The sequence below is a fragment of the Flavobacterium sp. UGB4466 genome (assembly GCF_903469665.1).
In the GTDB taxonomy this organism is placed as follows: Bacteria; Bacteroidota; Bacteroidia; order Flavobacteriales; family Flavobacteriaceae; genus Flavobacterium; species Flavobacterium lipolyticum.
This window is the reverse complement of record NZ_CAGKLC010000101.1, coordinates 1-14,335: the sequence shown is the minus strand read 5'-3', so window position 1 is coordinate 14,335 and position 14,335 is coordinate 1. Positions and strand designations below refer to the sequence as shown.

General features: G+C 35.2%; 16 protein-coding genes. 2 read left to right on the top strand and 14 right to left on the bottom strand.

The features are described 5' to 3' along the window. Positions 1-327 precede the first annotated feature (327 nt). Positions 328-1,539: a cell surface protein gene (locus tag JO950_RS18345; RefSeq protein ID WP_202703937.1), complete on the top strand. Its 1,212-nt coding sequence runs from the start codon at positions 328-330 to the stop codon at positions 1,537-1,539. A gap of 24 nt (positions 1,540-1,563) precedes the next feature. Then, complete coding sequence (locus JO950_RS18340) at positions 1,564-3,828, top strand: DUF5074 domain-containing protein (RefSeq protein ID WP_237732386.1); 2,265 nt, start codon at positions 1,564-1,566, stop codon at positions 3,826-3,828. A 345-nt stretch (positions 3,829-4,173) separates the two neighbouring features. Here JO950_RS18340 and JO950_RS18335 read toward each other — a convergent pair whose 3' ends face one another. The 14 genes from JO950_RS18335 to JO950_RS18270 all read right to left on the bottom strand — a co-directional run bounded on the left by JO950_RS18335 (position 4,174) and on the right by JO950_RS18270 (position 14,088). Continuing rightward, positions 4,174-4,365 (bottom strand): hypothetical protein, encoded by a 192-nt coding sequence (locus tag JO950_RS18335; RefSeq protein WP_202703936.1) that lies wholly within the window; start codon positions 4,363-4,365, stop codon positions 4,174-4,176. A 21-nt stretch (positions 4,366-4,386) separates the two neighbouring features. After that, entirely contained in the window at positions 4,387-5,472 is a 1,086-nt protein-coding gene (locus JO950_RS18330) for a hypothetical protein (protein ID WP_202703935.1), read from the bottom strand. Between the two features lie 82 nt (positions 5,473-5,554). Beyond that, a complete protein-coding gene (locus tag JO950_RS18325; RefSeq protein ID WP_202703934.1) occupies positions 5,555-5,965 on the bottom strand; it encodes a hypothetical protein in 411 nt (136 codons plus the stop codon). Between the two features lie 41 nt (positions 5,966-6,006). Beyond that, entirely contained in the window at positions 6,007-6,474 is a 468-nt protein-coding gene (locus JO950_RS18320; protein WP_202703933.1) for a phage holin family protein, read from the bottom strand. 21 nt (positions 6,475-6,495) lie between these two features. Next, positions 6,496-6,960 (bottom strand): hypothetical protein, encoded by a 465-nt coding sequence (locus tag JO950_RS18315; protein WP_202703932.1) that lies wholly within the window; start codon positions 6,958-6,960, stop codon positions 6,496-6,498. A 145-nt stretch (positions 6,961-7,105) separates the two neighbouring features. Next, complete coding sequence (locus JO950_RS18310) at positions 7,106-8,983, bottom strand: fibronectin type III domain-containing protein (RefSeq protein WP_202703931.1); 1,878 nt, start codon at positions 8,981-8,983, stop codon at positions 7,106-7,108. Between the two features lie 70 nt (positions 8,984-9,053). Next, positions 9,054-9,734: a hypothetical protein gene (locus JO950_RS18305; protein ID WP_202703930.1), complete on the bottom strand. Its 681-nt coding sequence runs from the start codon at positions 9,732-9,734 to the stop codon at positions 9,054-9,056. A 15-nt stretch (positions 9,735-9,749) separates the two neighbouring features. Beyond that, the gene (locus tag JO950_RS18300) at positions 9,750-10,739 is read right to left on the bottom strand and encodes a hypothetical protein (RefSeq protein ID WP_202703929.1); all 990 of its coding nucleotides are present in this window, start codon (positions 10,737-10,739) and stop codon (positions 9,750-9,752) included. Between the two features lie 196 nt (positions 10,740-10,935). Then, positions 10,936-11,238, bottom strand: a complete 303-nt coding sequence (locus tag JO950_RS18295; RefSeq protein WP_202703928.1) for a hypothetical protein — start codon at positions 11,236-11,238, stop codon at positions 10,936-10,938. Then, positions 11,225-11,512 carry a hypothetical protein gene (locus JO950_RS18290; RefSeq protein WP_202703927.1) on the bottom strand — a complete coding sequence of 96 codons (288 nt, stop codon included), beginning with the start codon at positions 11,510-11,512 and terminating at the stop codon, positions 11,225-11,227. The genes JO950_RS18295 and JO950_RS18290 overlap by 14 nt, the downstream gene beginning before the upstream one ends. A 222-nt stretch (positions 11,513-11,734) precedes the next feature. Further along, complete coding sequence (locus JO950_RS18285; RefSeq protein WP_202703926.1) at positions 11,735-12,067, bottom strand: hypothetical protein; 333 nt, start codon at positions 12,065-12,067, stop codon at positions 11,735-11,737. Positions 12,068-12,071: 4 nt separating this feature from the next. Then, the gene (locus tag JO950_RS18280; RefSeq protein WP_202703925.1) at positions 12,072-12,542 is read right to left on the bottom strand and encodes a hypothetical protein; all 471 of its coding nucleotides are present in this window, start codon (positions 12,540-12,542) and stop codon (positions 12,072-12,074) included. A 5-nt stretch (positions 12,543-12,547) separates the two neighbouring features. Next, positions 12,548-13,030, bottom strand: a complete 483-nt coding sequence (locus JO950_RS18275; protein ID WP_202703924.1) for a M15 family metallopeptidase — start codon at positions 13,028-13,030, stop codon at positions 12,548-12,550. Between the two features lie 746 nt (positions 13,031-13,776). Continuing rightward, positions 13,777-14,088 carry a hypothetical protein gene (locus JO950_RS18270; protein ID WP_202703923.1) on the bottom strand — a complete coding sequence of 104 codons (312 nt, stop codon included), beginning with the start codon at positions 14,086-14,088 and terminating at the stop codon, positions 13,777-13,779. Between the last annotated feature and the right edge of the window lie 247 nt (positions 14,089-14,335).

Sequence of the window (14,335 nt, the reverse complement as noted above, 5' to 3'; positions counted from 1 at the left end):
GAGTGAAGAGTGAAGAGTGAAGAGTGAAGAGTGAAGAGTGAAGAGTGAAGAGTGAAGAGTGAAGAGTGAAGAGTGAAGAGTGAAGAGTGAAGAGTGAAGAGTGAAGAGTGAAGAGTGAAGAGTGAAGAGTGAAGAGTGAAGAGTGAAGAGTGAAGAGTGAAGAGTGAAGAGTGAAGAGTGAAGAGTGAAGAGTGAAGAGTGAAGGGTGAAGAGTGAAGGGTGAAGGGTGAAGAGTGAAGGGTGAAGAGTTAAGTGTTACGCCCACTGGAAATTTATTTTGTTGTACCTCAACAATCATGTGTCATTAAAGAATAAAAATAGAAAAATATGAAAAGAGTCCCTTTTGCACTTTTAAAGAGTACGCTAGTATTAACCCTCTTACTGGGATTTATTTCCTGTGGAACCGATCGGGAAGATGATTCTGGAAATCAGAATCAGGGAGACGTATTAAAAGAATCCTATACCATTGACCGTTTTAAAGTGCTCAATATTGATTTAAAATTAAATAGTAATTCAAAATTAACCTGGAGTATTAAAGATTCAGTGATCTCAGAAAGCCTTCAACTGGATTTTATCAGTCCGTATTTAAAGAGCTATCCCTTAACGTTAAAAGTGGAGACCAATGGTGTTGTAAAAACATTCCAATCGATTATTAACGTAACAAAAGAGGTTGGGAATTATAGTAAGTACATCTCTAATGTACTGGAATTTCGTCCCGGAGTCGGTCAGTTTACCAATGAACTTCCATTATACGCACCGGGAAATACCGAAAGTAATTTGATCAATGCCGCAAAAAAGTCACTTGTTGGTTCTAATGCCAGCATGATATCCTTAGGCGGATTTGGAGGCTATGTTGTATTTGGTTTTGATCATACGATTCCAAATGGGAATGGCCGTGATTTTAAAATTTTAGGAAATGCATTTTGGGCTAATGACACAAAGGAAACTCGTTCAGGTTCTTGTGAACCCGGAATTATTCTGGTGGCTTATGATAAAAATAAAAACGGGAAACCTGATGAGGACGAATGGTACGAAATAGCCGGAAGTGAATATTTTAAAAGTACCACCGTGAAGAACTATAGTGTGACTTATTTCAAACCGGATCCTAACAAACCGGCTGTTGCAGGTCAGGATTTTTGGCAGACCGATGTGCAGTACATTAAATGGGAAGACAATCAGGGGAATTCAGGATATAAAACCAAAAATGGATTTCATGAACAAAGCTACTATCCGCTATGGATTTCGGAGGCTTCTTATACCTTGAAAGGAACGAGAATTAAAGACAATTTTTATGATCAAAGTGGTACCGGAAACTATTGGGTAGGTACAGGATTTGATTTTGGTTATGCAGATAATGCACCCAATAGCGACGAAGGTTCTACTATTGATATTTCCTGGGCGGTAGACAAAAACGGAAAATACGTAAAACTTCCCGGAATAGATTTCGTCAAAATACATACCGCAATCCATCAGGAAGCTGGCTGGCTGGGCGAAGTTTCTACTGATGTTGCCGGAGCTTATGACCTGTATCTTAAATAATAAAAAATTAAAATTAAATTGAATATGAAGAAAAATTACTTGTTAGTATTGATGTTCCTTTCTGTCTTTTCTATACGAGGTCAGGTGGTATCGGAGGGCACAATTCCAAATAATAATAAACAAACAGCAGCGAAAAATAAAATTGCCCAAAACACGACTGCGGCGACAACCTTTGATGATATTAAGTACTGGATAGGCACAGGCTCTAATCGGGCGGCTTTTGCGGTGCAGTGGAATGATGGTAAAAATACCGATGCTTTAGTCTGGGGATTCAGATGGGAGGGTACTGCCACAGGCGAAGACATGTTAAAAGCCATACTAAAAGCAGATCGACGTTTTTTCGCTCTGTTGTATAAGGGAGCTCAAACAGGATCTTTGACAGGAGGATTGGGTTTTGATCTGAATGGAATTAAAACGATCGGACTTTATAAAGGCACAGATTATACTTATCCTCTTTATCCAACAAATGGCTTTGTGAATACGACGGCTTACGATTTTGACAATTATAAAGCAATAGATACAAACGATCACTGGCAATCCGGATGGACAAATGGAGAATGGACGTATTGGGGGAAAAATCCTGCCGATGCTGATTTTACTGCCGTAAGTATAGGGGCATCCGGTCGTATTCTGCAAAATGATTCCTGGGATGTTTGGAATTATGCACCGTCTAAAAATGTGCTTCCTATTGCCGGAACTTTTACTCCGGTTGCACCTTATGTGGAAGCAACAGATTTTACGAATGGATTTTTTATGGTAAACGAAGACTGGTTCGGACATACCAATGGTTCTGTGAATTTTATTAATAAAGACGGAAGTACTAATTACCGAATTTATAGTATAGCGAATAACAATGAAACCTTTGGCGTGACCACCTGTTACGGAACAATTTACGGAGATAATTTTTATTTTATTTCCAAACAGGCAGCAAGCGGAGGAGATCAGAATTTTAGTCCGGGCGGAAGATTGGTTGTTGCTAATGCAAAAACTATGAAAAAAATTGCAGGATTTGCAAACATTGGAGCAGATGGACGTTCGTTTGTTGGAGTTAATGAAAACACTGGATATATAGGTACTTCAAAAGGTATTTATCTTTTTGATATTGCCAATCTGAAGGTGGGAAGTTTATTAGCAGGTACAGGTACTGCAGGACAGGTTGGTAATATGATTCGTACGTCTCAGTATGTATTTGCGGTAACACAAAGTGGAGGAATGCTGATAATCGATCCTGCTACTCATACTTTGATTAAGACTATTACCGGTAAATTCCACTCTGTAGTTCAGGCCAAAGACGGAAGTGTATGGGGAATTCAGGATCAAAAGTTAATCAATATTAATGCAACAACTTTTACGGTAACCGAATATGCGATTCCAACAACCAAATACCTGGGTTCCTGGGGAGCCTGGAATGCGGGGAGTTTTACTTATAGCACTCAGGAGAATGCTTTGTTTTGGATAAACGCCATCAGTTCTTTTACTTCAGGAACAAAAATTGTAAAATTTGATATTACTTCAAAAACCTTTAATGAGAATTTTGCAACCATTCCGGGACAAACAGATGCTTTTAAACAAATTCCTTACGGTGCAGCCCTGCGTATTGATCCGGTTTCAGATGAGTTGATTCTCAATACTACAGAAAACGGATTTGGAGCACATTATCAGAAAAACTGGGTTCATACTTTTGATCGTACAGGAAGTTTAACCCAAACAAAAATTTTGGATGACTATTATTGGTTTCCCGGAACGACCGTTTTTCCGGATAATGCGGCACCTGTAGTGAGCAATACTCTGCCTTCGGAGGTTTCGGTAAAAGAACCAACTGTAATCGATTTAAAAAATATTGTTTCCGATACTGATAATTTGTCGGCAGCGATCGTAAAATCTGTAAAGTCAGTTAGTGATACAGAGGTGGTTTCGGCTGTAATAAATGTGAATGACGAATTGGTTCTGACTCCAAAAACTCAGGGTACTGCAACAGTGGTGATTCGTTTTAATTCCAATGGTAAACTAATTGAAAAATCGATTACCGTAAATACAACAACCAATTTAGGTACTGGTGAATTCACAAAATTAGAACTGGCAGTTTATCCTAATCCGGTTTCAGATGTCTTGAACATTAGAACAGAAGACGAGGTGTTAAAAGTAACGGTCTATGATATTTCGGGTAAATCAATTAACGCTCAGATCAGTAACAATCAGATTAACGTTAGTGATTTTTCAAAAGGAATGTACATCATTAATATAGTGACTGATAAAGCAAACTATGTACAGAAATTTATTAAGAAGTAGGTTGTAAAATGTGAAATGTATAGATATAGCCCCTCTTACGGTTTTGTAAGAGGGGTTTTTGATTTTTAATTGTTATTTCGGTAGTAGTAGAATAATTACTGATTTTATAAAAATATCTCAACAATTGTTTTCTTAATGCTTGTAGGAGAGTATATTAGAATCGGAAATTAATTGTTACAGGGTAAAGGAGATTTTAGTATTTAACTTTATCATTTCTTTCAGCGCAGTATGTTGCCGGGAATATAAGGTAAGAGATGTAGTTACAAATTTAGGCAAAGGTTCTTTCTTTAAGATAGAAATAATTGCTTTAGGTTAATTTTTAATGTTTTCCGTAGAAATTTCTTTTTACTTTTCTTCTTTTGAAAGTAGAGAGCTGATTCCTGGTAATACTGCCGTCAGAATCAAACCAATGAGTTTAATTCTATTGATAACTATTTCCGACAATCCTGCATCCTGTAACAGATCGAATTTTGTGTCGATGAAACCTGTTAGAACAATTAAAAGACTCACGGTTACTGCGATTTTTGATTTATTCATGTTTTAAAGTTTAAGGTTATTTTATTGGGGATTGTAAACAATTGATACAGAGATTTCCAACCAGCCCGTCTGAGTTTTCTCATACATAAGCGCACCTGTCGAAATGGATGGGCAATGTACCCTATAGCCATTTATTGCATTTGGATATGTGGTATTTAATTCAGTAAGTGTTAAACTTGACACGGTTGGATTATCTGTCGCTAAATCGCTTGTTGTTGCCAGTAAATGTTCTCCTGACTTAAATGGAATTTTTACTAAGGACTTACCTGATGAAGTCATAGGCTCAAAAACTAATATATTTTCAGCGGCTTGGCCTCCTCCAGGAAAGTATTGTATATACCTTAAAGCCATTTTGTGATTTTCTCCTACACCGCTATGGTCCGGGTTCATAAGTATTTCTCCAAAGCCATTTGCTGTAGAGGCAAAGGCCTGAAATAACCCTCCTCCTCCTAATTCAAGCATAGAACTTTTAAACTGTTCATTAGTCACATTAAAACCAACATGTCGGTTTCCCCCTTTATCGATGTTTAATATTTGAGCATAGTTACCATTATCTAAGGTCGCAACTGCATTATTGTCAACTAATTTTTGGAAATTGATGCTATCAACATAGGCTTTATCGACAATACTTCTCGCTGTCCAATGTGTTGACATGTCTGAACCATAGGTCAGACCATTGTTTTGTAATTCTATGGAATAGGTTGCACCAGTAGCCGGCGAGCTGTGCTGTAAAATAAAGTTTTCGGGTGTCATTGAAATGGAATTTGCTGTTACACCATTCAATGCAGTAACCCCAAAATCAATAGAGGGAGCCTCGTTGGAAAGATTTGGAATAAACCAGCTATAATTGTTTGGACTTAATGCTACATTACCCGTATTAAGCACTGACTTCAAATCCTGAAGGGCACTAGTTCTGCCAAATTCACTTCGGGGAACAAATTTGATAATTTTATCAGAACCCCGAACTAATACAGAATCTGTTTTTGTACCAGGATTAACAGTTCCCAATCGTAAAGGTTTTTGAATAGTGTATTCTTGTGGTATTTGAACTTGCGCGAATGCTGTAAATGACACAGCAAGGAGTAAAAATAAAAATATTCTTTTCATAATTTAAATGTTGTGATTAGTAATGTTTATGGCTCTTTTTTCAAGAACTATGAGGATTTTCTTTTTTATTTGGTATTTACATTTATGCATTTGTATTTACACTAAAGCTTTCAAGTAAACTTATGTCGCCGCCAATGTAATATCCATTTATCCAGGTTTTTTCAACAAAGCCCTGGACGAGATCATTTATTTCAAGTATGTATTCTTTTGTTTGATCAGTATTATTGGGATGCTTGAAAATGGATAATTCCCCAGTTTTAATAAACTTAGCTCTAATAAACAATTCTGAGTGTGCGTTTGAATCAGCTTTGTGGTTTTCTAAAGCTTCTAAATCGGCTTTATGATCTAAAAGGCCCTGTAAGCCTTCGATTTTTTCTGTTGGAATCTGCTCATCTTTGTGCCAAAAGCTTAACCAAGTGGCGCGAAATTCTTCCTGAGTAGGTTTTGATCTGGTTTTGAACCAGCTCAGAATAGTATTGATATTTGTTGTCATTATTGCTTGTTTTATTTTTTTTGTTTATAAAGCGTATTGGATTATTCTTCTACATGATATCTGGGGTCAATTGTAATCAAAATTCTCTTGAAAAGTTGTATTAAACGATTTCTTATGGACTTTAAGATCAAAGTCATGGCATCGAAATTCTCGACTTCTTTTTTTGTCTTTATAGCTATTATATTGCTGATGATTGAAATGCCATCGCTTACGATTAGTAGATCCATTACAATGGTTACAAACCATTTGAAGTTGTAATTGAGGCCTTTGCTCATTAAGGCCAGAGCTGTTGGAATCAATAGTACAGCCAGCTTGGAAACAAATCCTAAGGCCAGTTTTTTAAAGCTAAAAGGGTTATTTAATACGATGGTTTTGACAATGCCTAAAAAAGTATCCAATACCATTAAATAAAACAGCACTTTCACAATTTCTGCATCCATTTCCAGGTAAATAAAAATTCCGTAAAGCAATAATTTTAATTCATTTGAATATTCTGTAATTCTATGCATTATCATAGGTTTAAGGTTGAATTAATCTTCGACTATAGACTTTTTGGCGTGATCAAAATCAATTACGCCAAGCAGATTGGTAAATCTCTTTCCAAAAACGGATAAGGTATGGTCTCTTTCGTTTTCGCCTAAATTGTCGCTGATCGTTTCCTGTACAACACCAAACTTATGGGCAGAAGAGCTGGTAATAAAATTGTCGTTTAGTAAGGCACCGGCAACTATATTTCCTGTGATATCAATACTTAAACTGAGTTTTCTTAAATAATTTAGAAAGCCTTTCCATTTGATGGCGGCATAGATAAAAGAAATGGGGTAAACGCCAAAAGAGCAGATTAAGGCAAATGTAAAGAGGATCCATTCGGTGTAATGTTTTTTCGAAATAAAAAGAATTGGTAGTATAAGGATGGCTACTTGTGCCATGATCAGGATGGTTATAAAAAGCCACAGCAATGCTGAAGCTGTAAAAATAAATTTTACAATTTTCATAGAGTATGTTTAGAGTTGAGGTTGTTTAGAGAGGTACTCTTTTGGAGTAATTCCCCAAAAGAGTACTGTTTTAAAGCAGCAGGTTCTGATAATTTTATTTGAATTTTCACTTCAAACCTACACATCAGTTTTATGGAGACAAAACTTATTCGTCCGCTATATTCGGATCTCCCTTAACTTCTTCTTCCATAGTTCGATAGTCAGTAGCTAGTCCGGAAGCATCCAGTATCGCCACATAATAAGTATGGGTATAGTCACTGTTTACGCTTGTATCAGCGTAAAAGATCTCCGTAGTTTGACCTATTTTCTGGAAAGTTTCTCCAAGCCCTTTGCCTTTTCTAAAGATTCCGTAAACAACCCCAGTTCCTTGGTTTGTAGCAATATTCCATGAAATTTGCACTTTATTTTTACCAGTTAAGGCTGCTCTTAACCCCGTTGGTGATGTTGGTTGGTTGGGTGCAGAGTTTCCTCTTGTGATTACATCTTCAAGAGTGGCGGGAGCGGATGAATTTCCTGCAGCATCCTGTGCCGTGACATAGAAACTATAATAGGTATCGGGATTTAATTCGCGTACAACGTAAGAATCAATGTCACCTACCAGGATTGACTTAGTACCATTTATAGATATGGAATAACTGGTAACTGCTATATTATCCGTTGACTTAGTCCACTTTAAAGTTATACTTGTATCGGTGATGTTTGTTGCTGCTAAATTTGTTGGACTTGTTGGCTTTGTTATGTCGCCTTGCAGTCCTACGTACTCGATAAAATAAACTACTCGGTATGGGTTTAGAATTGAGAAAGATTGACCGTTACCAATTGTTTGCTCTAAAGCATCCCCATTTGGGCCATATGCAGCTTTTATTCCCGCAACTGCCACCTCATCATCATTTTCGTTGCTATCTGCAGCTATTCCTGGAGAAGTTCCTTCACCGAATTCCTTAGATAGCGCTGAGAAACTTTTAAAAGGAGAGTTTGGTTTGTGATGAAAGTGTGGAGGCAATTCTTCGATCAATAATTTTTTTTCTTTATTTCCCCCATCCCCTAAGAATGTGTTGAATGCTGGGTCGCTCGTCTTTAAACCTACCGGCATTCTTCCTGATAGAGGTTCATACTCTCTCCAGCCTTGCGGAAATGGCCCCGATTTCCCCCAAATAGCGATCATTCCAATAGGTATTGCTGTCGCAGATTTGTTTTTTAAAGCTTCGATTTCGTTTAATATAGATTGGATTAGAGTATTGTTCTTAACAACCTGATTTGACCCGTTTAATAATAACAAAGTGCCGCCATCTGTTAAGTCTACATTATTAAAATTTACTTTACCTTCTACCGTTAAATTTCCGGTCATGGCTTTTGAGCCGTCACGAGGGAGATAAGTATCTTTTATTCTCTCAATTGCGTCAGTGTTGTCACCAATTAATTTAGTATTGTTGCCTATAGCTTTAGTATTATCACCAATTAATTTAGCATTATCAGCTATTGCTTTAGTATTGTCGCCTATTGCCTTAGTATTTGCTGTAACGGCAGTATCTAATTCAGTCAAAATCTTTTCCAGGGCGGCATGATCCAAAATTTCCTTAAAACTTCCCAGAATATGATAATTGGCTGCAAGTGTTTTATCCGTTTGTGAAGCACCGGTAGTATATTCAGCTTGTTCTATGTATACTGCTTCGTAATCAAAGTAGGCGGTTTGAGATTTTCCGGTCCCGTAAATCAGGTTAGTGTCTTTTCGGATGGTTTTTAAATATCCTGTTGGTTTCCCTTTTAAAATAGGGTATAAAATTCCTTCCGGAGTTTCTTCATTATATTCCGGATCTGTACAATCTTTTTTATCCAGATGGATAATAGCCCAGCCATTTTTTTTCTCTGTAGCAGTAGCGACAATATAGTTTTTGCAGGTTTCGATGCTAAAATGTGCTTTTAAAGCACCAAATAACTCCGTTCTGTAGGCGCTTTGAAGTCTTTCTAAAGTTTCCTGTTCAAGAGGGAAACCTCCTTCATGACTAAAATTTATTTGTTTCATTTTGTATTAATTTAAATTGCAGTTGTTTTTTGTTTCTATATTCTTAAATCTATTTTCTAGTATCTTTACTCTATATTCTAACTTCTCCAGTTTGCTTTTTCGGTTGATAGCGATAACTTTCATAGCTTTTGCCTGCCAGTTTATAAAAATTAAGAAGATTGTGATATTTTAAATCGGTCACTTCGATCGGTTCTGTTTTTTCTACAGCATTGTCCTGGTTAGGTTGAATAGTTATTGTTCGATCTTTAATTAGATTTTCGGGTATAAACACTCTAAAATTGGCATAATTTACTTTAGTATAATCTTTACGATGTACGAGATAAACAGGTTTGTTATCTCTGTTTTTAAGCTCATTATTTTTAAAGATGTTTAATTGCGGCCTCATTAAAGCTCCCTTTGTTACCTTTTTGTCGGGTAAAGTAATATCCGGTTCGTAGTATTCTTTGTGGAGATAGACATATTGAATTGCAGGTTTGATCGATTCGTCTATATAAATTAGCCCCTCTAATCGCTTTTGCTCTATACTTAGGTTGGGATCGTAATTTTTTGTGGGATTAAAAGCGTCGTTGAGTACTTTTTCCAGATAAATGACCTGCCCAGTATGCTGCATTTTGTATAATATCTCTTCATAAATCGTACGAAGAGGAGCCAGTAAAACATTGAGCCATTCCAGATGCGTTTTTTTTCTGACAACCGGCGGGATGAGCCATAATATTAGCTTTTCCCATTTTAAAACAGTGTATTTATTCATAGTATTGGTATTAGGCTATTGTTTGTCTCTGTAAAATGTATAAGGAATATAATTTACCAGTACCTCTAAGGCATCCAGATCAAAATAGCCTGAGTTAGGGATAAAGTATTCCGTTTTAGTGACATCTTCTAAAGAAGGGGCTAGTTGGTCATTCGGATTTTTAGCCCAGCTAGTTTCGACTTTATTTACAACTGGGATTTTAATACCCGGCGTATTCTGCAAAGCATCGACAAAATAGGTTTTTACAAAAGCGCCATTAAATTCAATACTTTTTAAATGCTCTTTGACAGCATCTTGTACAGGAAATATTTTTTCGTTCAGAATCAATGAACCATTTTTTGGATTTGCGGGATTTGCCGGATCAATATAGATATTCAAAGGATCAACGTAAACGGTTAAATTTAGTTTTAAGATATCACCATTATCAGAAGAGATATAAATATGATTTCCAGCATCTTTAATTTTAGCCATATATTCTTTGAAGGCGTAGAGTTCATTAGGAACATCAATTCTCGAGATTTTATCTCCTTTTACCGTGGCTACTTTTAAAAATACAACCCCTACTTTGTTGCGGAAGTAGTCCGAAAAAATAGTTTCCCGGTCTTTGTTTTTTGTGGGATCGAGTACTGTTTCCAGATCAATTTCGCTTACTGCGCAATGTTTGATTATTTTTAATTTTTCGATTTCTGTTTCGTCAAAACCTGTAGTGTCAAACTGATAGGAGCCCTCTTTCCAGATGAGTGGTATTTTGCTGTTGGGATCAGAGGGTAAAGACAGACCGTAATGAAAATTTAAGGCCTGGCTTCTGTACCAGTTTAAGGTATGCGGTCTTGAGATGAGCGCATTTTTTTCTACTATTTTTTCATGAACCCAGATAGCGGTGGCCACTATGTTAATCCAAAGTTTCCAAATAGCAGTTTTTGAATCTGTTAAGTTGTTTAAGGAAGATTGCTTTCCTTTCTCCATCAGAATCTCGTTCTGTATTTCAGCAATTGTACGTGCCATATTTTAATTTTTTGAAATAGTTTAGCCTGTAAGACATGTGTAATATGCTTATAGTTAATTGTTTATGTTTATTTGTGAATACTACAGAGCAGTAGTTTTTTTGGAGACTTCCAAAAAGAGAAATGGATAAGTCTTGTTATTGGATAAGCTGAACTTTTGTTGCTGCTGTTCAGGTTATTATAGCCTAAACAAGTTGCTAATAAATGATGAAATCGTCTTCAATAATCATATAATCGATTCCGGAGAAATTATCCAGTAAATACTGTTCTTCTTCTGTAATAGCTGTCGCAGGCTTTAAGTTTCGGGTATTGTAATATTCTACAATATCTTTTTTGAAAGCTTCACGGCCTATTTTTAAATCTTTGTAAACAGAAAGGTCTTCTGTAAGGTTAAATCTGTCGTTGTCGTCTAAAAGGTCGAATACTTTTTCAATACTTCCGTATTCTTGTAAAGAGACATCAAAAATGTTTTGATTTTCTTGTGGTTTAATAGTTTCCATCGATTTTAATGTTTTTTAAATCGTTGACATCTAGTATTTTTACGTGAAAGTTGTCATACGATAATTGTTTGTCTATTTCGTTTTCCAGTCTTAACCTGGAGGTTGCATCCGGGCTGTTAATGTATTTTTTTATTCCTACTCCCAGAATAGGGAACTCTTTATAACTTCCTTTTTGACTTAGCAATAGATGTTCTATGTTTTGCTGATCTGCATTTTTAATGGAGAAATCTCCATTGGTGATTAACAAGTCATCTTCTATGATAAAATCTCTCATATGTCGTTACTATTTGTTTTTTTGTTAATGAATAGCTCCTTTGAATCTGCGCGCCATACTCAAAAAATGCCTTTTATTTGATACTGTAAAAATACGCCCGAATTTGTCTTTTACCAAGATTTTAAGGCTTATGAATCAGTAGTTTCAGTAAGTTAGGTGTTGGTTGTAAGTTGTTGATTTGCAATGAATTGTGTTTGTTTTTTTTAAAAGAAACACAAAGATTTAATCCTGTGGGATAACCATATCAAGGAGTACTTTGAAAATCATTTTTAGAATGTTGTTTTTAATAGCATTCAGTTTTATTTTTGATATTCCGGTTGCTTGAAGCGCTTGAAATTCCATTAAATTGAATTGACTTTTTGACAGCCATTCTAAATCTTCTTCGGTTAAATTTCCGGTTGAGAAAAGAAAGAGCCAGCGTTCCATTTTCTCTCTGGAGATTTCTAGAAAAGTGTTCAGATCTTTCTCCAGTTCGAATTTGTTATCTTTATAACTTTCTGTTATAATAATTTTTAGTTTGCTTTTTAATTGGTCAAATAATGTATCGTTATGCATCGTTTCAGGTATTGCTGTTGATTAAATATAAAAGAGCATCTTTTGACTCTTTATCTTTTTTGGCTTCGTATTGAATCAGTAAATCGAGAGCTTGCAAAACTTGTTTTTCGGATTCTTGTATAAAAGCGGGAGATAAAATTCCTTTTGTTTCCCATCTTTTGAAAAAACCGACCAAAAGATTCTTGTCTTTATCGTTTAGAATTTTCCACATCGAAAAAGTGATTTCGTTATGGAGTTTATTTTTTTCATATTCAGTCAACTTTTCAATGTCAAGCAATAAAGCGTTTATTTCCATTTTATGAACCGCAAAAGGGGCAGTAGCTTTCTCCATTAGTTTAATAGTTTCGACTTTTACTGCAATTGTTTTTTGATAGGAATGAAGGTCGAATGGAGCTGTTTTTGTGGAAGTACAGGAGGTAATGGTAAAAGCCAAAACAAGTAGGAGAGCTGTACGTTTTAATTTGAAAGGTTTCATCTGCGTTATTTGTATAAGATTACATAGTTTTTTCTGTCGCGCTTTAATTTGCTAAGCACCTTCCAATCGCTGTATCCTTTTTTGTCAAAGTGTGGAAGGTCTTTAAAAGTTTTCCAGTCTCCGCCCCAATTCCAGTTGTGCTTTTTAAAAATTTCAACACATTCCTGCCAGTCCGAAATTTGGTCGTTGTCCCAGTCTTTTACGGTATCCCAGGAAGCTGTTTTACCATCTATAATTAAACAGATATCGACTGCAAAGCCATAATTGTGAATGGATTGGCCTCCTTTGGCATTCGTTACTTTTTTTCCGGGTTTGGTGCGGCCAAAAGCATAAAGATCCTCCTGTTCCTGAAAAGATCGGAGTCCTTGTGTTATTCTAACTTTTGCTCTTCCGTCCAGCGCCAGATCACATTCTTCGATAATTTTGGTCACTTCTTCCCTGACCGAAGGATGCAGTAAATCAATGTGTTTTTTTGTAGTTTGATCCATATTTATAGGTATTAATGATTTTAAGTTTAGACCATAAAAAGCTCCTCTGGATTATTAGAAAATATCAGGGTTTTAAGTATTCGATAAGATTATTTGTTTTGAAATTTATTCAAGGTTGAAAAAAGGTCTTCAATAAATCTGAGATGTTCCTTTTAAGGAGGCTGCTACTGATGGTATATTGCCTTTAGCAGCACTGTAAAAATACGCCGAAATAGCCTATTTTAAAAAAGATTTTACTTTGTAAATCAGTAGTTTCAGTAGGGTATTATGTGTTTTTTGGGGTTTCATTTTGCAGACAAAAACGAAAATAAATGATAAATAACACCCGTTTTTCTTCTTTGGAAAAATGGATGTTTAATAGATTGAAAATGGAATTGTCTTTGGAAGATAAACAACCTTTTTTTAGAATTTTAGTTTAAAAATGGATCAAAATACAAAAACATTTTCCCTAAAAAAATTAGATTAATGATAAGTAAAATAAGAGAAAAAATGAAATAAACTCTACTTCTAAAAAATCTAAGAAATAGATAAGATGAATATCCGAAAAGCAGGCATGTAATTATGTATAGCATTTTTAAGAATGCGACAGTATCTCCATCAATTACAATATAATTTCCTTCATTGATTTTATAAGGATCAATAATATAGCTGAAGAGAAAAAGAAAAACTCCGATAAAGAATAGAACTTTTGTTATGGTTTTCATTGTTTTATTAATGAGGGAAATTAAAAAATGTATTGGTTTTACTTAATAAGAGCCGTCAACCTCAATATATCCAGCTTTTTTCATTATATAAAGGAACTCTAAAGTTTCGGCATCAAAATAAGCAAAGCAGTACATTCCTTCGAAAAAAGAAATTACTTCGCCTTTTTCATTATACTCTATAGTAGTACTTTTTGTTTTAAATGATACTATGTAAACTTCTTTTACTGTTCCGTTTCTTAGATCTTTTAATTCTTTATCCCAGCAATTCAAAGGAATACGCTCATCATATGATATGACTTTTGTTTTTGCTAACCAATTTTTTAAGTTTTGAATTACTTGTTCTTTGATATTCATAATTGATTTTTTATGATTAACATTTAGGACGGATAAAGCAATAATAATTTTTGAAATAGAGAAACAAAATTTTGGAAACAATAGCATTTAATCTAATAAGATAGTTTCTCTAAGATAATTTGGCGTTTGAATTAAAAGTTCATTTAAACTTTTCGCTGAAATTTTAAAATCTAATATCTCTTTGGGATTTATTGTTTCCCAAACTTTCCAGTGCCAAATATCATCTTTTAAATATCCTATAAAAACC